Raw genomic sequence first — 21798 nt, 5'->3', positions numbered from 1 at the left:
GATAATCCTGAGCCACCCGTTCCGCCACCCGCCGCCAGAGGCGGGAGCTTTCCAGCACATTGGCCTTGTCTACAGAGGTGACCTTGCGGCGGCGCTTGCGGGCCAGCTCAAAGGCCAGGCGCACAATCCGCTCGATTTCCCCTTCCGTATAGACCAGAGTATCGATGGCCGTTTCCTGGCCGTCTTCCCGGCGGAAGGTTTTTTTCTCCCCGAAATAGAGGCCGCCGGTCAATTCCCGCACTGCCAGCAGGTCCAACCCCTCAATCAGCTCCGGCTTCAGCGGGGAAGCCTTGGCCAGCGGAGCAAAGAGAAAAGCAGGGCGCAGGTTGGCATACAGTCCCAGCTGCTTGCGCAGGGGCAGCAGTGCCCCTGCTTCCGGACGGAGATGGACCGGCAGGTTATCCCATTTTGGCCCCCCAACTGCCCCCAGCAGGATAGCGGTGCTGCGGCGGCAGAGATCCAGAGTGGCTTCCGGCAGCGGGGTGCCGGTGGCATCAATGGCCGCTCCTCCGATCAAACCTTCCTCAAACTCCAGTTCCAGCCTCAGGCGGCTGGCCACTACCTCCAGCACTTTCCGGCCCTGAGGCACGATTTCCTGGCCGATGCCATCCCCGGGCAAAAGGGCGATCAGTTTTGTCATCACCCTACGCCTCCTTCCCCAGCCGCCGGCGGGTATAGTTGATGAGGCCTCCAGCCAGGATCAGTTCCTGCATGAAAGGCGGATAGGGGGTAGCCTGGTAGGTAGTCCCGGTGGTGAGATTGGTGATCACCCCGGTATTCAAATCCACTTCTACCTCCTGGCCTTCCTCAATGGCCGCAGCCCCTTCCGGGCTTTCCAGTATAGGCAGGCCGATATTGAAAGCATTGCGGTAGAAAATGCGGGCATAGGACTGGGCGATCACACAGCTGACTCCCGCTGCCTTGATGGCAATGGGGGCATGTTCCCGGGAAGAACCGCAGCCGAAGTTTTTCCCGGCCACGATGATATCCCCGGCCTGCACCTTGCCCGGGAAGGTGGGGTCAGCATCCTCCATCACGTGTTTGGCCAGCTCCGCCGGTTCGGAAGTATTGAGATAGCGGGCAGGAATAATGGCATCAGTGTCGATGTCATGACCGAATTTCCAGGTGCGTCCACGCAGTTTCATCCTACAATGCCTCCTCAGGTGCCACAATTTGCCCGGCGATGGCGGAAGCGGCAGCCACAGCCGGACTGGCCAGATAGACTTCACTTTCGGGGTGGCCCATACGGCCTACGAAGTTGCGGTTGGTGGTGGCCAGAGCCCGTTCCCCTTTGGCCAGAATACCCATATGGCCGCCCAGACAGGGACCACAGGTGGGGGTGCTGACAGCGCATTCCGCTTCAATAAAGGTCTTGATCAGCCCTTCCGCCATAGCCTGCTGGTAAATGGCCTGGGTGCCGGGGATAACGATACAGCGCACCCGGGGATGGACTTTCTTGCCTTCTAAAATGCGGGCGGCAATGCGCAGGTCCTCAATGCGGCCATTGGTACAGGAGCCGATTACCACCTGGTCGATTTCCACCGTGCCCACCTGGCTGATGGGGCGGGTATTTTCCGGCAGGTGGGGGAAGGCAACAGTAGGCTCTATGGCCGAGGCATCGATTTCGATGACCTTATAGTACTTGGCATCGGGGTCACTCTGGTAGACCCGCCAGGGCCGTTTAGCTCGACCTTCCACATATTCCAGGGTTTTCTGGTCGGGAGCGATAATGCCGTTTTTGGCCCCGGCTTCAATGGCCATATTGCACATGGTAAAACGGCCATCCATGGAGAGGTTCTCAATAGCCTCACCGGTGAATTCCATGGCCATATAGCGGGCACCATCCACCCCGATCAGGCCGATAGTATGCAGAATCAGGTCCTTGCCGCTGACCCAGGGCCGCAGTTGACCGTGGTAAACGAACTTGATGGTTTCCGGCACCCGGAACCAGATTTCCCCCAGGGCCATGGCCGCTGCCAGGTCGGTAGAACCGACCCCGGTGGAAAAGGCCCCCAGGGCGCCATAGGTACAGGTATGGGAATCGGCCCCGATCACCACATCTCCGGGCCCTACCAGCCCCTGTTCCGGCAGAAGACAATGCTCAATCCCCATCCGTCCTACTTCAAAGTAATTGGTCAGGCCCTGCTCCCGGGCGAATTCCCGCACCAGTTTGGCCTGTTCCGCTGACTTGATATCCTTGTTGGGAGTGAAATGGTCGGGTACCAGAGCGATCCGCTCCGGGTCAAAAACCCGTTCCACCCCGATTTTCCTGAATTCCTTGATGGCTACGGGAGCGGTGATATCATTGCCTAATACCAGGTCCACCCTGACATTGATCAATTCCCCGGCCTGTACCTGCTCCCGGCCGGCATGGGCAGCCAGTATTTTCTCGGTAATCGTCATTGCCATGTCTTAAACACTCTCCCTTACCTGTTCTCCATTGACCAGTCCCAGGGCCCGCTCGTATTCCAGTTTGTTGAGAGCATCCACATAAGCCCGGGCCGATGCCTCCAGCACGTCGGTGGACAGGCCACGGCCGACGAAGATTTTGCCCTTTTCATCCTTGAGGCGGACAGTTACTTCCCCCAGGGCATCCTTGCCGCCGGTAACAGCATTGAGGGCATAGTGGACCAGACAGCCGGTATTGCCGGTCAGTTTATCAATGGCCTTGTAGATGGCATCTACCGGCCCATCGCCACAGGCCGCTTCTTCCAGCCGTTCTCCGGCCCGCGTCAATACAACTGTTGCAGTAGGTACCACTGCACTGCCGCTGGAAATATGGAAGTATTCCAGAGTATAGGTTTCCGGTACCCGCAATATTTCCCCTTCGACTATGACCAGCAGGTCTTCGTCCGAGATTTCCCCCTTGCGGTCAGCTAGCTCCTTAAAGCGCTGGAAGGCCTGTTCCAGCTGTTCTCCTTCCAGCTGGTAGCCCAGTTGTTGCAAACGATCCCGGAAAGCATGGCGTCCGGAATGTTTGCCCAGGACGATGGTGTTTTTGTGCAGCCCGATCAATTCCGGGTTCATAATCTCATAAGTGGCCCGGTTTTTCAGCACCCCGTCCTGGTGAATTCCCGACTCATGGGCAAAGGCGTTTTTGCCCACCACCGCCTTGTTGGGCTGGACTTTCATTCCGGTGAGAGCGGAAACCAGGCGGCTGGTACGATAGATCTCCTCGGTGACAATCCGGAACTCCTTCTGGAAAATGGAGCGCCGGGTGTAGAGGGCCATGACGATCTCTTCCAGAGCGGCATTGCCCGCTCTTTCTCCAATACCATTGATGGTGCATTCCACCTGCTGGGCTCCGGCCAGAATGGCAGCCAGGGAATTGGCTACCGCCAGGCCCAGGTCATTGTGACAGTGGACGGAAAAAATTGCCTGGTCCCGGTTGGGTACTTTTTCCCGCAGTTCCCGGATAAAGGCTCCGAATTCTTCCGGTGTAGCATAGCCCACCGTATCGGGGATATTGACCACCTTCGCCCCCGCATCGATCACGGCAGTTACCACCTGAGCCAGGTAGTCGATGTCACTGCGGAAGGCATCTTCTGCCGAAAACTCCACGTTGGGGGTATAACGGCAGGCATATTTGACCGCCTCCACCGCCTGGGCCAGCACTTCCTCCCGGCTTTTCTGCAATTTGTACTGGAGATGAATATCCGAGGTGGCGATAAAGGTGTGGATGCGCGGCTCTTCCGCCTCCCTGATGGCTTCCCAGGCCCGGTCGATATCCAGCTGGTTGGCCCGGGCCAGGGCAGCGATAGTCGCTCCCCTGATTTCCCGGGCGATGGCCTGGACAGCAGCGAAATCGCCAGGGGAAGCGATGGGAAAGCCTGCTTCAATCACATCCACCCCCAGCCGGGTCAGCTGGCGGGCGATCTCCAGTTTTTCCTTTATATTCAAACTGACACCCGGGGATTGTTCCCCGTCGCGCAAGGTAGTATCAAAAAAATAGATGCGATTACTGCTCACCCGTTCCATTCCTCCTTACTGGTTATGGCTTCTTCCAGACCACAGCCGCCCAGCACCATGGGGTAGACATTTTCCCGGCCGCAGACGGATATATCAACAATTACCGGCCCTTTTTCCGTCAATGCTTCTTTAAGTAGCGCTTCCAGCTCTTCCCTGCGGTTGATGCTGTACCCCCGGGCGCCATAACAGCGGGCAAACATGGCAAAGTCCGGCTGGCCAGTATAATCCACGCCCAGATAGCGGCCGCCACAGTAAAATTCCTGCAGCTGCCGTACCATGGCCAGCTGCCGGTTATTGAGCACAATCACCTTTACCGGCAGGCCCTGTTCCACCGCTGTCCCGAATTCATTCATGGACATCTGGAAACTGCCATCCCCGGTGATGAGAATCACCTTTTCCCCCGGCCGCCCCATTTGTGCTCCCACCGCTGCCGGCATGCCATAGCCCATGGTGCCCAGGCCACCGGAGGAGAGGAAGGAGCGGGGCCGGTTGACGGGGAAATGCTGGGCCGCCCACATCTGGTGCTGGCCCACATCGGTGACGATAATAGCTTCTCCTCCCGTCAGGCGATAGAGGGCCTGGATTACTTCCCAGCCCTGGATCTGGGCCTGAGGACAGCCTTTTTCCCGGGGGGTAGGCAGGGGATACTGCCGCTGCCACTGGCGGATTTGCGCCAGCCACTCCTCCCGGGACGCCACCGGCTCCAGACGGGGAAGCAGATCCTGCAGGACCAGGCGCACATCGCCGACGATGGGTACATCCACCCGTACATTCTTGCCGATTTCCGCCGGGTCGATATCGATATGGATAATCCGGGCCTGAGGAGCGAATTTCTCCACCGCTCCGGTCACCCGGTCGTCGAAACGGGCGCCCAGGGAAACCAGGACATCACAATTTTGCACCGCCAGGTTAGCGCTTTTCCAGCCATGCAGGCCCAGCATGCCCAGAGCCAGGGGATGCCCGCCGGGAAAGGCCCCTAACCCCATCAGGGTGGTGGTCACCGGTGCCTGCAGCTTTTCCGCCAGGGCTACCAGTTCCGGCTGGGCGCCGGCATGGATGGCCCCTCCTCCCACATAGAGCACCGGCCGCTGGGCCTGGTTTAAGAGTTCAGCGGCCAGCTTGACCTGGCGGGCATTCCCCCGGTAGGTGGGTTTATAGCCCTGGGGGCGAAAATCTTCAGGAATAGCGAACTCTATTTCCTGTTCCTGCACATCCCGGGGAATGTCGATCAGCACCGGGCCCGGCCGGCCGCTGCGGGCCAGGTAAAAGGCCTGCTTGACAATGCGGGGCAGGTCCTGGGCGTTTTTGACCAGGTAATTGTGTTTGGTAATGGGAATGGTTATTCCCGTAATATCCACTTCCTGAAAAGCATCAGTACCTACCATGCCGGTAGATACCTGCCCGGTGATCAGCACCACCGGGATGGAATCCATATAGGCATTGGCTATACCTGTCACCAGGTTGGTGGCTCCGGGACCGGAAGTGGCCAGTACCACTCCCGTTTTTCCGGTGACCCGGGCATAACCATTAGCGGCATGGACCGCCCCCTGCTCCTGACGCACCAGTACGTGTTTGATCCCCTTCCCGTACAGGGCGTCATAGATGGGCAGCACAGCCCCGCCGGGATAGCCGAAGATGATTTCTACCTCTTCCAACTCCAGGCATTTAATCAGGGCCTGAGCTGCCTTCATTTTCATCAAAACCCCTCCTGTATCTGCGAAAACCCCTCTTACTGCTTACTTTTTCAACCAGGGCATCATGGCCCGCAATTCCCGGCCGACCTGTTCGATCAGATGGTTTTGTTCCTTGTTCTTGATGGCATTGTAGACAGGGCGGTTGGCCTGGTTTTCCAGAATCCACTTTTTGGCGAATTCGCCATTCTGGATTTCGGCCAGTACCCGCTTCATTTCCTGCCGGGTTTCTTCGGTAATAATGCGCTTGCCGGTCATGTAGTCACCGAATTCAGCCGTATCACTGATGGAATAGCGCATCCAGCTCAGGCCGCCTTCATAGATCAGGTCCACAATCAGTTTCAGTTCATGCAGGCACTCAAAATAGGCCATTTCCGGAGCATAACCCGCTTCCACCAGAGTATCGAAACCGGCCTTGATCAGCTCGGAAACCCCGCCGCAAAGGACCGCCTGTTCCCCGAAAAGGTCGGTTTCCGTTTCTTCCTTGAAGGTGGTTTCAAATACCCCGGCCCGGGTGCAGCCAATCCCTTTAGCATAAGCCAGAGCCAGGTCTTTGGCCTGTCCGGTAGCATCCTGATGGATGGCGATCAGGCCCGGTACCCCCCGGCCTTCCTGGTACATGCGACGCACCATGTGGCCAGGGCTCTTGGGCGCTACCAGGAAGACATCCACATCAGCAGGAGGCACAATCTGACCATAGTGGATGTTGAACCCATGGGAGAACATCAAGGCCTTGCCGGCGGTCAGATGGGGGGCGATTTCCTCCCGGTACAGTTTGGCCTGGGTTTCATCGGGAGTGAGAATCTGGATAATATCCGCCTGAGCCGCCGCTTCCGCCGGAGTGGCCACCTTCAGTCCAGCCGCCTCTGCTTCTGCCCAGCGGGCACTGCCCGGCCGCAAGCCGACTACTACCCGTACTCCGGATTCATGCAGGTTCAGAGCCTGGGCATGGCCCTGGCTGCCATAACCGATCACAGCCACGGTCTTGTTTTTCAATAACTCCAGATTGGCATCCTGATCATAATAGCACTTTACCATTCTCAATCTTCCTCCTTTATGTCTGCTGTTGTAGTTTTCTGGCCCCGCAGCATGGCGATTTTGCCGGTACGCACCAGTTCCCTGATCCCAAAAGGCCGCAGGGCGTTTTCCAGAGCATTGATTTTGCCCTCATCCCCGGTAGCTTCGATGGTCAGGGTCTTGCGCCCGATATCCACAATGCGGGCCCGAAAGATATCGACGATTTGCATGATTTCTCCCCGCACCTGCTGGTCGGCGGCATTGACCTTGATCAGCATCAGCTCCCGGTCCACATAATCCTCGGAAGAAATATCCTTGATTTTCAGCACATCCACCAGCTTGTGCAATTGCTTGGTCACCTGTTCTAAAACCAGGTCATCTCCCTCCACCACAATGGTCATGCGGGAAATGCGGGGGTTTTCCGTTCTGCCCACGGTGAGGGAGTCAATATTGTAGCCCCGGCGGCTGAACAGGCCCGCTACCCGGGTCAGCACCCCGGGATTGTTTTCCACCAGCACCGCTAAGATATGGCGCATATCCCTCACCCTCCAATCATTTTGTGCAGTGCCCCGCCCGGCGGTACCATGGGCAGGACATTTTCTTCCCGGTCAACAACGATATCCACCACTACCGGACCCGGAGTCGCCAGGGCGGTAGCCAGTACCTCCGGCACTTCTTCCGGCCGGGTGGCCCGCAGGCCTTTGGCTCCATAAGCTTCGGCCAGTTTGATAAAATCCGGGGCCCAGCTCATATCCACCTGAGAGTAACGCCGGTTGTAGAAGAGTTCCTGCCACTGCCGCACCATACCCAGATAGCCGTTATTGAGGATAACCACCTTGACCGGCAGGTTGTACTGGACAGCGGTGGCCAGCTCCTGGCTGTTCATCTGGATAGAGCCATCACCAGCAATATCGATGACCACATGGTCGGGGCAGGCCACCGCCGCCCCAATGGCAGCGGGCAAACCAAAGCCCATGGTGCCCAGCCCACCGGAGGTAATCAGGCTGCGGGGCTCGGTAAAGGTGAAATACTGGGCGGCCCACATCTGATTCTGTCCCACCTCAGTAGTGATTTTCACCTTCATGCCCCTGGTCTGGCGCCGCAACTCCTCTACCACATACTGGGGCTTGATCCCCTCTCCTTCTTTGCTGTAGCGCAAAGGATGGTTTTCCTTCCAGGCTTCCACGGTGGCCAGCCAATCCCCGGGAGCCCGGGCTACCAGTTTGCTGTTCAGTTCAGACAAAACCCGGCCGACATCACCAACAATGGGCACATCCACCCGCACATTTTTGCCGATTTCCGCCGGGTCGATATCGATATGGATGATCCTGGCCCCGGGGGCGAATTCCTCGATTTTTCCGGTCACCCGGTCATCAAAGCGGCAACCTATGGCAATCAGCAGGTCACAATGGCTGACGGCAAAATTGGCTGCCACGGTACCATGCATGCCCAGCATCCCCAGGAAGAGAGGATGGTCTCCGGGAAAAGCCCCCAGCCCCATCAGGGTGGTAGTCACCGGCGCCTGAATCAATTCCGCCAGTTCCAGCAGATGTCTGGCAGCTCCGGAAGCGATCACACCACCCCCGGCATAGATCACCGGCTTGCTGCTTTCCTGGATCAGCCGTACAGCCTGGGCAATCTGTTCCGGATGCCCATCATAAACTGGTTTGAAGCCCGGCAGGCAGATTTTTTCCGGATAGCGGAAATGGCCTTTAGCTGCCATAATATCCCGGGGCAAGTCGATCAGCACCGGGCCCGGCCGCCCTTCCCGGGCGATTTTGAAGGCTGCCTTGATGGTAAAGGGCAGATCCTCCAGGTTTTTAACCAGAAAGGAGTGCTTGGTTATGGGCAGGGTGATGCCGAAAATGTCTGCTTCCTGAAAGGAATCCTTACCGATTAGCCCCGTGGCTACCTGGCCGGTGAAAGCCACAATCGGTATGGAATCCATATAGGCGGTAGCCAGACCGGTAACCAGGTTGGTCGCTCCCGGCCCGGAAGTGGCCAGACAGACCCCCACTTTGCCGGTGGCCCGGGCGTATCCGTCAGCAGCATGGGCTGCCCCTTGCTCATGGCGAACCAGGATATGGCAAATATTAGAATCAAAAAGGGCATCATAGATATTCAGCACTGCCCCGCCGGGATAACCGAAAATATGCTCTACACCCTCGGCCTCAAGACATTTGACCAGCATCTGGGCTCCTGTCATTTCCATTCGCTTTTCACCCCTTCACAACCGCCCCGCCCGCCGCTGAGCCTACCAGTTTGGCATAGCGGGCCAGGTAGCCGGTTTTGACCTTCGGCTCCGGTGGCTGCCATTTTGCCCGGCGCCGGGCCAGTTCTGTTTCATCTACCAGTAAATCCAACCGGCCTGCTTCTATATCAATGGCAATTAAGTCCCCTTCCTGGACCAGAGCAATGGGTCCCCCTTCCGCTCCTTCCGGACTAACGTGACCGATAGAAGCCCCCCGGGTGGCTCCGGAAAAACGACCATCGGTAATCAGGGCTACTACTTTATCCAGTCCAGCACCAGCTACGGCAGCGGTGGGAGTCAGCATTTCCCGCATACCGGGGCCGCCTTTGGGGCCTTCATAGCGGATCACCACCACATCTCCCGGCCGAATTTGCCCGCCGAGAATGGCCTTAACCGCCGCTTCCTCTCCGTCAAACACCCGGGCCGGACCGGTATGTTTCAGCATCTCCGGAGCCACGGCCCCTTTCTTGACCACAGCTCCCTGGGGAGCCAGACTGCCTTTCAGCACCGCCAGTCCCCCGGTGGCCTGGTAAGGACGATCCCAGGGCCGGATGACTTCTTCATCCAGCACCCTGACCCCCTCCAGGTTGGCCGCCATGGTCCTGCCTGTTACCGTCAATACCTCTGTTTCCAGCTTGCCCTGGGCAGCCAGCCGGCTCATCACCGCCGGGATACCGCCAGCCCGGTGCAGGTCCTCCATATGGTAAGGGCCAGCAGGGCTCAGCTTGCAAAGCTGGGGAATCTCTTCATTAAAACGATTGACATCATCCAGCTCAAAGGGCACTCCCGCCTCGTGGGCAATAGCCGGCAAATGCAAAAGGGTATTGGTGGAACAACCCAGGGCCATATCCACTTTCAGGCCATTGCGGAAAGCCGCCGCAGTCATAATATCCCGCGGCCTGAGATTCCGCCGCACCAGTTCCATGATCTGCTTTCCTGTTGCCTTGGCCAGCCGCAAACGGGCTGCCATCACCGCCGGGATGGTGCCATTGCCCGGCAGGGCCATCCCCAGCACTTCCGTCATGCAATTCATGGAATTGGCAGTAAACATGCCGGCACAGGAACCACAACCCGGACAGGCTCCTTCTTCCAGTTCCTCTAATTCGGCTTCGGTCATGCGACCATTAGCCACTGCCCCTACGCCCTCGAACACCGTGGAGAGGGAAACGGCCTGACCTTGCCAGCGTCCAGCCAGCATCGGCCCCCCGCTGATAAAAATGGCGGGAATATTGAGGCGAGCCGCCGCCATCAGCATTCCTGGCACTACCTTATCACAGGAGGGAATCAGCACCAGTCCGTCCAGGGCATGAGCTTCTGCCATGATTTCCACCGAATCGGCAATCAGCTCCCGGCTGGCCAGGCTGTAGTGCATGCCCTTATGGCCCATGGCCAGCCCGTCACAGACGGCAATGGCCGGAAATTCCACCGGCAGTCCCCCGGCCATCCTGATCCCGGCCTTGACCGCCTCGGCAATGGTATTGAGATGCATGTGTCCGGGTACAATTTCATTGTGGGAGTTCACTACCCCGATAATAGGGCGCTGCAATTCTTCCCCGGTATAGCCCATCGCATTCCAGAGCGAACGATGGGGCGCCCTTTCCAATCCCGATTTGACCGCAGAACTGCGCAGTTGCACCCTGTTTCCTCCTCACTTAGCCGACTTTTTCCGTAGCAGGTACGAAGATTTCCGGTCCATCCACTTCTGTCAGGGCCCGGAAGTCCTGCAGCAGCTGCTGGAACATGGGCCCGGGCTTGCCATCGCCGATTACCCGGCCATCCACTTTGATTACCGGAATCAGCTCTGCAGCGGTACCGGTAAGGAATACCTCATCGGCATTGAAAACATCATGCCGGGTAAAAACTTCTTCCTTGACGGTAATACCCCGCTGGCGGGCCAGCTGCATAACGACATCCCGGGTTATCCCCTTCAGAATCCCCAGATAAATGGGAGGAGTAATCAGTTCCCCATCCTTGACAATGAACACATTATCCCCGGTGGCCTCACAGACATAACCCTGGGCATTCAGCATCAGGGCTTCCAGCACCCCGGCCAGGTTAGCCTCGATTTTGGCATAGATATTGTTCAGGTAGTTCAGGGACTTCACCCGCGGATTACAGGCTTCAGACAGATTGCGGGGAGTGGGAACGGTTTTAACCTCCAGCCCCTTTTCATAAAATTCCTGGGGATAAAGAGTAATAGTAGCAGCAATACACATCACTGTCGGCCGCGGGCACTTGCGCGGATCCAGACCCAGGTCCCCCTTGCCCCGGGAAACCACCAGGCGGATATAGCCATCGCGGATATTGTTGCGGCGGCAGGTTTCCACCACCACTTCCGTCATTTCCTCTTTGCTGAGCGGAATGTCCAGCATGATGGTTTTGGCCGATTCATAGAGCCGGTCGATGTGCTCCTTCAACTTGAATACCCGGCCGTGATAGGCGCGAATGCCTTCAAAAACCCCGTCTCCATAGAGATAACCATGGTCGAAAACGGAAACTTTAGCTTCTTCCTCCGGTACGAACTTGCCATCCAGATAAATGATCAGACCCACAACAAATTCCTCCCCTCAAAAATTCTACAGCTCAAACCTCCTGTCTCCCCACCGCTCCCATCACCCCCATGTCTATCCAGGGGAGACAAATTTTGAATTTGTGTATAAATAAAACCCAAGCGGACAGACCCCACCAGTTCAATCTTGATCCAAGATCGAGTGGAACCTATCCGCTTGGGTCTTTTATCCCCACGGTGTAACGGCCAAAGCCGCCTGTACCGCTTGGTCACAGTCCCGCAAAGAACTTGCGGCGGAACCCTAGGTACACTTCCCTCGGTAATGCCTATTTACTTGTAAAAAAGCCTCTCTGTCCCGACAGGGACGAGAGGCTGAAGATGCCTTCCGCGGTACCACCCTGGTTGTTCCGGTCAAGCAAACCGGAACCCCTCTGTAGCCGGATAACGGCGGCTAACCCGGTACGGCCTACTGCCTGAGCAAGGGTTCGACCGACAGCTCAGGGGTGATCCCCGTCCGGGCCCGTGACACCGGTTTCCACCCTCCCGGCTCTCTTGCGTCCGTTCTCCCGACAGCCTTCCCCGTCGTCGCTTGTATAATGTATAACAGCTATATTTGTTAGTTATTGTACTAATGATGTCTGAATGTGTCAATACTTTTAGCGAAAATTTTAATGTTAAATTAATGTTAACTCACCACCCCAACGGGCTTGTCCGGCCTCTGAACGGTCGCTTTACCAGGGTGAACAGCTAAAACTTATCTGGCCCCCTCCTGTACCGCTTTTCGGCCCTGCATATTGATGACCAGACCCAGTATACTGATCAGGGCCCCTGTATAAAACACCCAGTCCATAGCCTGCAAAAAATCGTGGCTGAGCTTGTAGACGGTACCAAAGACAGACATGGAATAGGCGATCCCGGTAGCCATCCCCACATTGCGCATCAGGGCATTGATGCTGCCGGCAATCCCCAGTTTTGGTTTGGGAACAACTTCCATCATACTGCTGTTATTGGGGCTCTGGAACAGGCCCATACCCAGGCCCAGTACGGCCAGGTGCAGGAAAACCGCCAGCAGAGAGGAGTTTTTATTCAGAGTAGTCAAAGCCAGCAATCCGATGGTATTGACCGCCAGACCGGTATTGGTCAACCACTGATAGCCGAATTTGTCGGACAAACTGCCTGCCACCGGGGCCACAACTGCCATTACCACCGGAAAAGCGGAAAGAGCGATTCCGGCCTGAGCCGGGGAATAACCCAGTACCTGCTGGACATAAAAGGTCATAATCAAATTGGTGGAGAACAGGGAGATGAAAGAAATTAAACCGGTGATACCGCCATAGAAAAAGGGGCGGCGCTGGAACAGGGTTAAGTCGATTAAAGGACTGTCCATGCGGCGCATGCGGTAAAACAAAAAGATCAGGAGTGCCAGCCCCGCGCTACCAACAGCCAGCAAGCGAGGATCAGTCCAACCCAGTTTGTAACCTTCCGACAGAGCCCAGAGAAAGGCAGTTAAACCGGTAACCAGCAGCACTGCTCCCAGGCGGTCAAAGGTTTCCCCCCGGCTCAGTTCTTCTTCCCGGGGTAAGTTGAAGATCGACCAGATGAAAGCTAAAAGTCCAATGGGTATATTGATATAAAAGATACTGGGCCAGCCCCACTGAGCCACCATTACTCCGCCCAGGGAAGGCCCGGTCATGCTGCCTGCCGAAACCACGGTACCGATTAGACCCAGGGCCCGCCCCCGTTCCTGGGGCGGGAAAGCTGCTGTCACCAGCCCCATGCTATTGGCCATTAACATAGCTGCTCCCACTGCCTGCAGGATGCGGGCCAGGATCAGGACCAGCAGGGAACTGGCCTGGCCACAAAAAAAAGAACCCAGGGAGAAAACCAGAAAGCCGCTGGCATAGACGCGCCGCCGTCCCCACAGATCCGCTGCCCGGCCAAATACCAGCAAAAGACCGGAAATAGTTAATAAATAGGATGTAACTGCCCACTGAATTTCCCCGATGGTTACACCTAAATCCCGGGCTATGGTGGGTAAAGCAACATTGACAATGCTGCCGTCGAGAGTGGCCATAAAAGTACCAAGAGCTACATTGGCCAGCACTAACCATTTTTTGCTCACAATTATCCCCTCCCCACACAATTATATCCTGAATAAAAGCAGAAAACAAATGAAACAATATGCCTGTAAATCTATAAGGGGAGGTGTAGAAAAATGGCCACTATTAAATGCAAAGTAGAAGAATGCACCTATTATGATAATGCTATGTGCACTGCCAATACCATCGAAGTAATGTCCACCGGTGATAAGCGGGTCTCTTCTTCTGATGGCACCATGTGCAATACCTTCAAGCCTGCCAACCGGTAAAGGCAAAAGCAGAGGCCAGACGGTCTCTGCTTTTACTCTTTATACCCATCCACTACCAGTTCCAGATGCCCGGTATCGGGACAGAATAAAAGGCCATGATAAGGAATATCTTTAGGCAAAAGCGGGTGATTGCGCAATCCTGCCACCACTTCTCGCACATGGCCGTGGTAATCTTCCCCGAAGCCCTGAAGCCAGGCAGCCAGGTCCACACCCTCCAGGTCTTCCGGCTTCACACCCCGGGCCAGCATGGCCTGCCGCATCCTGTCCGCATCCGGTTTGGCCATTCCGCAATCGAGGTGGGCGATTACCACCACCTCTTCTACCCCCAGCAAATAGATAGCCACGGCCAGGCTGCGTACCACATCTTCGGTTAAAATAGTACCGGCATTTTTGATAACCTTGGCTTCCCCCCGTTTTAAACCCAGGGCCGGCTCCAGCATTTCCACTAGCCGGGTATCCATACAGGAGAAAATGGCCAGTTTTTTGGCCGGCAACTTGCCCGCCTGCCGGGCTTCCCGCTCCTGTTCCCAGCGCTGGACAAATTCCCGGTTAGCTTCCAGGATTTCCCTTAACAACATGAACACCACCCCCTGCTGTCATTATATAATGGTCAGTACAAAAAGCAAATAAAAAATCGCAAACAAAAGGAGCAGCTGGCCTGGAATGCGGCCCTGGCGCCGCCGGTTCACCAGCCAGAGGACTAGAGCAGCCACCAGGGCCAGGCCGATACTGGTCAGCCCCTGTTGCCCCAGCTGCCAGTCGGTGAAAACCATACCAAAGGCCGGCAACAGGCTGCTCTGAAAGACCATCGCTCCTGTCATGTTGCCAGTGGCCATTACATCCTTATTCTGCCGCATCCAGATAATGCTGTTCAGTTTTTCCGGCAACTCGGTGGCCACCGGGGCGAGAATCAGGGCGACCAGCATAGGACTGAGGCCCAGCCAGACCGCTATTTCCTCTACTCCACTTACGAACAGTTTGGCCCCCAGGATAATCACCCCTAATGCCAGCACTACCTGCAAAATCACCAGCGGCTTGCCCGGTTCCGGGTTTTTGCGAGCCAGATAGAGAGGGGGACAGTGGCCGATGGCTTCACAGTCAGCCTGCAGGGTACGCCAGACATACCAGAAATAGCCCCCGGCCAGCACCAGAGCGATACCATATTTGGCCCAACCGGGCAGGAAAGCTGCAACTACCGCCAGACCGTAGAAGACCAGGAAGAAGCCCAGATCCCGGTTGAGCTGTCCTTTGTTGACTGCCACCTCAGTGCCTGTTTCCCGTCGCTTCCGGTAAACCAGAGCCCCGGTTCCCACCAGGGCCAGCCCCAGGGTGACCAGCATAAAGGGGGCACCCAGAATCGCCCCTACCCCAATATGATGCCCGGCTTCTCCCACACCAAATAAAATGGCTACCACCGGAATCATGCTTTCCGGTAAGGCTGTGCCGACAGCCGCCAGCACACTTCCCACTGCACTCTGGGACAGATTAAGCTTTTTGCCCAGCCACTCAATCCCATTGGTGAAAAGTTCAGCCCCAATTAAGATAATAATCAGTCCTCCCAATAACTGCCACAACATAACTATCCCCTCCTATCAACTTTATTATTAACAAAAATAGACCCTGCCTTTCCTTCTCAGGAAAGACAGGGTCTTGCTTGGCTCCATCAGCCAACAGAGCCGGGCCTAAACGGCCGGAATGACGACTCTGTTCACCGGGCAATTTGCCCGACAGCTACTCCCCCTGTGTATATGCTAAGTATAGTTTAGCAAGGGAAGGTTCATTTGTCAACCTTTCTTAGCCTAACCCGGCATTCCTTGAGAATAGCCTGACCGCTGCCTGCTTCTGCCGTACCGGCCAACAAACGATTTACGGCTGCCCCCCGCCCTTTAGCCCGACTGCCCAGGGCCCAGTGGCCAAAACCATGGGCCAGGCCTACCACCCGGGGATGGATACCTTCTGTAAGGAAAACCCCGCTCTCAATCCAGCCATACTCTGATTCTACCCGTACCCGGTCCTCCGGGCCAATACCCAGAGCTGCCGCTGTCTCGGGATGAATCCAGAGGGGGTTTTCCCCATAGGCTTGTAACAGAACCGGATTGTTCTGGCTGCGGGTATGGGTATGCTGATACACTTTCCAGTTAACCATATAAAAGGGATAATCCTGATTGGGCAAAGTCCCTGGCGGCTGCCAGTCACAGCCCAGCTGGATGCGGCCGCTTTCAGTAGGAAAGGGCCGTTCCCGCCATTTCTCATAACGGGTCGGTCCCCGGTTGAATACCGCTCCCGGCAGGCTGGCCAGTTCCGACAAGGAAAGTCCACAGGCCTGTTTCACCTGCCAGTCCAGGTACTGCTGGTAAGAAAGGTCAAATCCGGATAAGCTCAATTTCCGGGCCAGTTCCAGAATCCATTCATATTCCGGCCAGATGCCGGACCGCGGCTCCACCACCGGCTGGCGCAAACTGAGGGAAGGAAAAGCCGTCCAGTTTACTGTCAGGTCATAACGTTCATAAAAATGAGTACCTGGCAGGACCAGATCAGCCAGCAGGGCCGTTTCAGACAGATAGACATCGCAAACAGCCAGAAAATCCAGGCGACGCAGGGCTGCTTCGCTTTTCTCCACATTGGGCAGGGATAGCATCAGATTCTGAAAAACCACCACTGCCGCCCGCGGCTGATAGGGCTGTCCGCTGAGAATGGCTTCCCGGGCTGCCACATAACTGCCGGACTTGTGGGCAAAGGGATAGGCTGCTCCTCGCCCATCGACAGCAGGACTGGCAATCTGCGGCCAGTTCGGTTGCGGAGGACGCCCCGTCAGTTTAAACCTTTCCGGCCAGAGCAATCCACCGGGGCGATCAATGGTTCCCAGCAGGGCATTGAGACAGGCCACCGCCCGGGTAGTTTCCATACCGTTACTGTAATGGCTGACACCACACCAGGCATCCACCACTACCCTGGGTGCATATTCGGCCAGCAGAGCAGCCAGTTCCTCAATTTTCCTTTCCTCCAGGCCAGTCAGTTCGGCAGCCCAGGCCGGGGTTTTGTCCTGCAGATAGACGGCGAATTCATCCCAGCCACTGGTGTATTGCTGGACAAAATCCCGCTGATATTTGCCATCCCGCCAGAGGATATGGCAAAGAGCCAGCACCAGGGCCCCATCGGTTCCCGGTCGCACTGGCAGCCAGTGACCGCGGCAGGCGGTTTTGCTCCTGACCGGGTCAGCCACAAACAGCCGGGCCCCCTGGTCCAGAGCCTGCTCCAGAGCTGCCGGCAAGTACATCCATTTTACTGCCTCCAGGGGGTTCCAGCCCAGCAGCAGAATGACCCGGGCCTGAGACAAATGGGCCAGCGGACGCTCTATGCCCAGAACCCGCAGAAATCCGGCCCGCCGACCGGCATCGCAGATATTGGTGTGGTTGAGGAAATTGGGAGTGCCATAGGCCCGGCAAAACTCCTCCTGAATGTGAATAAAGGAATGATCTTCACAAAACCAGAGCAGACTTTCCGGCCCATGTTCCCGCCGCAACTGCTCCAGCCGTTCCGCCAGTAGTGCGAGGGCCTCTTCCCAGCTGATGGTCTGCCACTGCCCGCTGCCCCGTGGCCCTTTGCGCAGAAGGGGCCGGGTAAGGCGTTCCGGATCCGCCCACTGCCGGGGAGCATGCACTCCTTTCAAGCAGACCCGCCCACCGCGCTGTTTTTGCTCCTGAAACTCCTCCCAGGTCAGGGCCACTCCGATTGGGTTTTCGGAATTGGGCTTGATTTTGACTACCTCCCCATCCCTGATGCCGGCCAGAATACCGGTCTGGCCGCCACAGCCATTGCAACAGGTAGGGATCCAGATTAGTTCATCATCTTTGACCGCTTTCATGTTCTTTTACTCCTTTGGCTGACACCGGCTGGCAGGCCGGGGAGGTAGTGGTTCCCCGGTGACAAGCAGGCCCTGGATTTCTGCCGTCAGTGCCTGCACAGCCTCAGACTGCAAACGGTAATAACTCCAGCGCCCCTCTTTGCGATCCGTCACCAGTCCGGCCTGTTTCAGGATTTTCAGATGATGGGAGGCTGTTGGCTGACTCATCTCCAGATATTCCATGATTTCACAGACACACAGCTCTCCCCGGGCCAGCAGCCGGATAATCTGCAGCCGATTCTCATCCGCCAGGGCCCGCAGTTTTTCCGCCAGTTCTTTCATGGTTAGCCTCCTGTCAGATGCTGCTATCCTTTAAGCCATAATACTTTCTACCCCAGGCCAGAGCTACATTAACTAGAGCGATCATCACCGGCACCTCAATCAGGGGACCGATAACCGCTGTAAAGGCCTCTTTGGACTCAATCCCGAAGACAGCTACCGCCACCGCGATCGCCAGCTCGAAGTTGTTGCTGGCTGCGGTAAAGGACAGACTCACTGTCTTGCCATAATCAACTCCCGCCTGGCGGCTGAGGAAGAAGGAAACCGCAAACATAACCACAAAGTAAATCAAGAGGGGAACTGCAATGCGTAACACATCCAGAGGCAGTTCAATTATATATTTCCCCTTGTAAGTAAACATTACCACAATTGTAAAGAGCAAAGCAATTAACGCCAGGGGACTGATTTTAGGCACAAACTTTTTCATATACCATTCGCTACCTTTAGCCGGTTCCAGCAGGGTTCTGGTTAAAAACCCGGCCGCAAAGGGAATCCCCAGATAAATGGCTACCGATTTGGCTACCTCAGCCATGGAAATATGCACTTCATAGCCTTTAAGCCCAATCCAGGTGGGCAAGACGGTAATAAAAATATAGGCATAAACAGAATAGAACAGGACCTGGAAGATGGAATTAAAGGCCACCAGAGCTGCCGCATATTCCGTATCCCCTTTGGCCAGGCTGTTCCAGACAATCACCATGGCGATACAGCGAGCCAGGCCGATGAGAATCAAGCCTACCATAAATGAAGGATAATCCCGCAAAAAGGCTACTGCCAGGATGAACATAAGCACCGGGCCAATCACCCAGTTCTGCAGCAAGGAAAGGGATAAGGCCTTACCATCCCGGAACACTTTACCCAGCTCCCGGTAATTTACTTTAGCCAGGGGCGGATACATCATCACAATCAAACCGATAGCGATAGGGATGGAAGTGGTACCGACCGAGAGACTATCCAACCACTGCGCCAGTCCGGGAAAGGTCCAGCCCAGCCCTACTCCCAGCGCCATGGCCAGGAAAATCCAGAGAGTGAGGAAACGATCGAGGAGCGATAAACCCGATTTGGCACTCATGTTTAATAAGGCCTCCTTTATTTATATATTTATATATGTTGATATGTTAATTATATTATATGTCAGGGGTGGGAAAAAAACAAGAGGACCTATCAGCGGTCCTCTTGTTGCTTAGTTAATTAAACGAATCATTTGAACTAAATTATCCAGTGGATCCTTCCGAAAAATCTTGAATCCATTTCGTGAATAAAAATCAATTAGCTTGGGCTTGTCCTGGCATTCTAAAAAAACAATCCGCCCACCTACTATTTCCTGTGCTCTTGAGATAACCGCGAGGGCATATTTCATTAACTTATCTCCGTTTATATCATCTTTATATAGATCATTTTTTCCCAGTTGACCAATTGGTATTTCAGTAATTAATCCGTCTCCTTTCTTGAATAAAGCCCATCGAGTCTGCGAATCTGGGATACGCTGGTGCCTTCAGGTATTTTGAGCGACTGTAATGCCAGGGCAAAATATCCCAGGAGCTTAAATTCTCCTTCTAATAATGCCTCCTCATCAAAAACAAGGTATGTTCGGCTTTTTGCTTTTTTCTCATAAATAATTGCTTTCTCTTTAATAAAATTTTCAATATCACGATCTTTTGCGCATTTAAAAATAGAGATGACTTCCGATACTTTCTTTTCGGAAGCCATCCCTAAGAATTTTTCGAGAGGGATAAGCAACGTCTTAATATTTCTTCACCCCTTGCTATCTCCTCAGCAGAAGCCAGCTTCTTATTGACAGGTTTCACATCTTCAGACAAAAGTACATCAATCAGTTTTTCAATTGCTTCTGGTTCTCTGATAATAATATTCTTATCAAAAGATACAGTTGCCATAACATCCACCTTCTATACTGAACACATCCTTTGCTATTATTATATGCTTTATCCTTATAGAAGTCAAAAAAATTTACAAACTTACACAAAAAAACACCCGCATAATGCGGGCGTATAAAAGGTGGGGTGAAAAGTCATGTGATAAATCACACATATATATTATCATAAATTGTAATTAATGGCAACTATTTTTCCGTAAAAGCCAGCAGCGCTTCCCTGACGATTTTGGCCCCCAGCAGGGCGGTGCGTTCACTCTGGTCATACTGGGGCGCGATTTCCACCAGGTCAAATCCTACTACCTGCAATTCCTTGAGGGCGATAATGGCAGCCAGCATTTCCGCTGCCGATATGCCCCCCGGTTCAGCCGTGCCGGTTCCCGGCGCAAAAGCAGGATCAACCACATCGATATCCAGGGTCACATAGATAGACCGGTTTTGCAGCTGCGGTATCACCTTCTGCAGTGGTTCTAACACCTGGAAAGGATAAAAATTGGTTTTGGCCCGACCATAGGCAAATTCCTCCCGGGTACCACTGCGAATCCCGAACTGGTAGACATTCTGTGGCCCAATCAGTTCTGCAACTTTGCGCATCACCGTGGCGTGGGAATGGGGATTGCCCAGATAATCTTCCCGCAAATCGGCATGGGCATCAAAATGGATAACCGCCAGGTCCGGATAACGGCGGGCATATTCCTTGATAATGGGATAGCTGACCAGATGTTCGCCTCCGATGAAGAGAGGAAACTTGCCAGCAGTTAGCACTTCAGCAGTGACCTGTTCAATGATCTTAAGACTTTCCTCCACCTGTCCAAAAGGCAGGGCCATATCCCCGGCATCATAATAGCTGAGGTCAGCCAGGTCCCGATCCTGGTAAGGGCTGTATTCCTCGATTCCCCAGGATACCCCTCTTACCGCTGCCGCCCCCAGCCGGGTACCAGGACGAAAAGAAGTGGTAAAGTCCATGGGAATGCCGATAATTACCGATTTGGCCTCGGCCCAGTCCCGGGTGGAACCCATGAAATCACTGATGCGTTCAACCTGTTTTAACATCCTGGCCACCTACTTCAGCAGCTCGGCGACAAAATTGGGCAGAGCAAAAGCTCCCTTGTGCACAGCCGCATTGTAGTATTTGGTAGGATATTGAGCGATATCCTCTTCTTTAACCGCGAGAGGATCATATTTTTTGCTGCCCATAGTAAAGGACCAGAGACCACTGGGGTAAGTGGGAATAGAAGCCAGATAAAGCCGGGTGATAGGGAAAATAGCGGATATGTCCTTGAAAACCCGGCTGATCAGATCAGCATTAAAAAAAGGAGATTCAGTCTGGGCCACCATGATACCATCTTCCTTCAGGGCCCGGTAAATGGAACGGTAGAAATCAGCGGCAAACAAACCCACAGCCGGTCCTACCGGTTCAGTAGAGTCCACCAGGATAATGTCATAGTGGTTCTCATGTTCAGCGATATGCTTGATACCATCTTCCACCCGCACATCCACTTTCGGGTCATCCAGGGCACAGGCGATTTCCGGCAGATATTTTTTGGAGGCCTCAATCACCTTGCCATCGATTTCTACCAGGGTAGCTTTCTGTACTTTGGGGTGTTTGATGATTTCCCGGATAGCGCCACCATCACCGCCACCGATGACCATGACATTAGCGGGGTTTGGATGGGTATTGAGGGCTACATGGGAGATCATTTCATGGTAAACGAATTCATCCTTGATGGTAGTCTGGACCATGCCATCCAAAACCAGCATGCGGCCAAATTGCAGGGTATCGATCACCGCCAGATCCTGAAACTCAGTCTTTTCTGTATGCAAGGTCTGAGTGATTTTACAGGTAATACCAACATTTTCCGTCTGTTTTTCGGTGTACCATAATTCCATTTTTGCTCTGACGCCTCCTTGGTTAAATA

Annotated in this window: 21 protein-coding genes; 1 reads left to right on the top strand and 20 read right to left on the bottom strand. The window is 54.9% G+C overall.

Going from position 1 to position 21798, the window contains the following annotated elements:
* From JDF658_RS14745 to JDF658_RS01780, 11 genes are all read right to left on the bottom strand, one after another.
* Positions 1-640 (bottom strand): isocitrate/isopropylmalate family dehydrogenase (locus tag JDF658_RS14745; RefSeq protein ID WP_242946585.1); only part of this gene is annotated, 640 nt, incomplete at its 3' end.
* A gap of 4 nt (positions 641-644) precedes the next feature.
* Positions 645-1145: a 3-isopropylmalate dehydratase small subunit gene (leuD, locus tag JDF658_RS01825; protein WP_079906291.1), complete on the bottom strand. Its 501-nt coding sequence runs from the start codon at positions 1143-1145 to the stop codon at positions 645-647.
* A 1-nt stretch (position 1146) separates the two neighbouring features.
* Positions 1147-2409, bottom strand: a complete 1263-nt coding sequence (leuC, locus tag JDF658_RS01820; RefSeq protein WP_079906290.1) for a 3-isopropylmalate dehydratase large subunit — start codon at positions 2407-2409, stop codon at positions 1147-1149.
* 3 nt (positions 2410-2412) lie between these two features.
* Positions 2413-3969: a 2-isopropylmalate synthase gene (locus JDF658_RS01815; RefSeq protein WP_242946584.1), complete on the bottom strand. Its 1557-nt coding sequence runs from the start codon at positions 3967-3969 to the stop codon at positions 2413-2415.
* Positions 3966-5666, bottom strand: a complete 1701-nt coding sequence (ilvB, locus tag JDF658_RS01810; RefSeq protein WP_079906289.1) for a biosynthetic-type acetolactate synthase large subunit — start codon at positions 5664-5666, stop codon at positions 3966-3968. The genes JDF658_RS01815 and ilvB (JDF658_RS01810) overlap by 4 nt, the downstream gene beginning before the upstream one ends.
* A 39-nt stretch (positions 5667-5705) precedes the next feature.
* Positions 5706-6698, bottom strand: a complete 993-nt coding sequence (ilvC, locus tag JDF658_RS01805; RefSeq protein WP_078664227.1) for a ketol-acid reductoisomerase — start codon at positions 6696-6698, stop codon at positions 5706-5708.
* Between the two features lie 2 nt (positions 6699-6700).
* On the bottom strand, positions 6701-7213 hold the full coding sequence (gene ilvN / locus JDF658_RS01800) for an acetolactate synthase small subunit (RefSeq protein ID WP_078664228.1): 513 nt from the start codon (positions 7211-7213) through the stop codon (positions 6701-6703).
* A gap of 5 nt (positions 7214-7218) precedes the next feature.
* Complete coding sequence (gene ilvB / locus JDF658_RS01795) at positions 7219-8889, bottom strand: biosynthetic-type acetolactate synthase large subunit (RefSeq protein ID WP_078664229.1); 1671 nt, start codon at positions 8887-8889, stop codon at positions 7219-7221.
* Between the two features lie 7 nt (positions 8890-8896).
* Positions 8897-10558 carry a dihydroxy-acid dehydratase gene (gene ilvD / locus JDF658_RS01790; RefSeq protein ID WP_079906307.1) on the bottom strand — a complete coding sequence of 554 codons (1662 nt, stop codon included), beginning with the start codon at positions 10556-10558 and terminating at the stop codon, positions 8897-8899.
* A 22-nt stretch (positions 10559-10580) separates the two neighbouring features.
* Positions 10581-11480, bottom strand: coding sequence for a branched-chain-amino-acid transaminase (gene ilvE, locus JDF658_RS01785; RefSeq protein ID WP_078664230.1), 900 nt, complete (start codon positions 11478-11480; stop codon positions 10581-10583).
* A gap of 711 nt (positions 11481-12191) precedes the next feature.
* Positions 12192-13559, bottom strand: a complete 1368-nt coding sequence (locus tag JDF658_RS01780) for an MFS transporter (RefSeq protein WP_078664231.1) — start codon at positions 13557-13559, stop codon at positions 12192-12194.
* 93 nt (positions 13560-13652) lie between these two features.
* Here JDF658_RS01780 and JDF658_RS01775 point away from each other — a divergent pair, with 93 nt between their 5' ends.
* A complete protein-coding gene (locus tag JDF658_RS01775; protein ID WP_078664232.1) occupies positions 13653-13805 on the top strand; it encodes a DUF1540 domain-containing protein in 153 nt (50 codons plus the stop codon).
* A 32-nt stretch (positions 13806-13837) separates the two neighbouring features.
* Here JDF658_RS01775 and JDF658_RS01770 read toward each other — a convergent pair whose 3' ends face one another.
* The 9 genes from JDF658_RS01770 to speE form a co-directional block, all read right to left on the bottom strand.
* Complete coding sequence (locus tag JDF658_RS01770; protein WP_078664233.1) at positions 13838-14383, bottom strand: carbonic anhydrase; 546 nt, start codon at positions 14381-14383, stop codon at positions 13838-13840.
* Between the two features lie 21 nt (positions 14384-14404).
* Positions 14405-15382, bottom strand: a complete 978-nt coding sequence (locus tag JDF658_RS01765; protein WP_079906288.1) for a sodium:calcium antiporter — start codon at positions 15380-15382, stop codon at positions 14405-14407.
* Between the two features lie 200 nt (positions 15383-15582).
* A complete protein-coding gene (locus tag JDF658_RS01760) occupies positions 15583-17670 on the bottom strand; it encodes a molybdopterin-dependent oxidoreductase (RefSeq protein WP_079906287.1) in 2088 nt (695 codons plus the stop codon).
* Between the two features lie 6 nt (positions 17671-17676).
* Positions 17677-17991, bottom strand: a complete 315-nt coding sequence (locus JDF658_RS01755; RefSeq protein WP_079906286.1) for a metalloregulator ArsR/SmtB family transcription factor — start codon at positions 17989-17991, stop codon at positions 17677-17679.
* A 13-nt stretch (positions 17992-18004) separates the two neighbouring features.
* Positions 18005-19060, bottom strand: coding sequence for an ACR3 family arsenite efflux transporter (gene arsB, locus JDF658_RS01750; protein WP_079906285.1), 1056 nt, complete (start codon positions 19058-19060; stop codon positions 18005-18007).
* Positions 19061-19419: 359 nt separating this feature from the next.
* Positions 19420-19698 (bottom strand): hypothetical protein, encoded by a 279-nt coding sequence (locus tag JDF658_RS14740; RefSeq protein ID WP_242946583.1) that lies wholly within the window; start codon positions 19696-19698, stop codon positions 19420-19422.
* 2 nt (positions 19699-19700) lie between these two features.
* Positions 19701-19883, bottom strand: coding sequence for a hypothetical protein (locus JDF658_RS01740; protein WP_078664238.1), 183 nt, complete (start codon positions 19881-19883; stop codon positions 19701-19703).
* A gap of 185 nt (positions 19884-20068) precedes the next feature.
* Positions 20069-20932 carry an agmatinase gene (gene speB / locus JDF658_RS01735; protein WP_079906284.1) on the bottom strand — a complete coding sequence of 288 codons (864 nt, stop codon included), beginning with the start codon at positions 20930-20932 and terminating at the stop codon, positions 20069-20071.
* 9 nt (positions 20933-20941) lie between these two features.
* Positions 20942-21769 carry a polyamine aminopropyltransferase gene (gene speE, locus JDF658_RS01730; RefSeq protein WP_079906283.1) on the bottom strand — a complete coding sequence of 276 codons (828 nt, stop codon included), beginning with the start codon at positions 21767-21769 and terminating at the stop codon, positions 20942-20944.
* Between the last annotated feature and the right edge of the window lie 29 nt (positions 21770-21798).

This window comes from Carboxydocella sp. JDF658, from assembly GCF_002049395.1.
Classification (GTDB): domain Bacteria; phylum Bacillota.
This window is presented reverse-complemented; position numbering and strand designations above follow the sequence as displayed.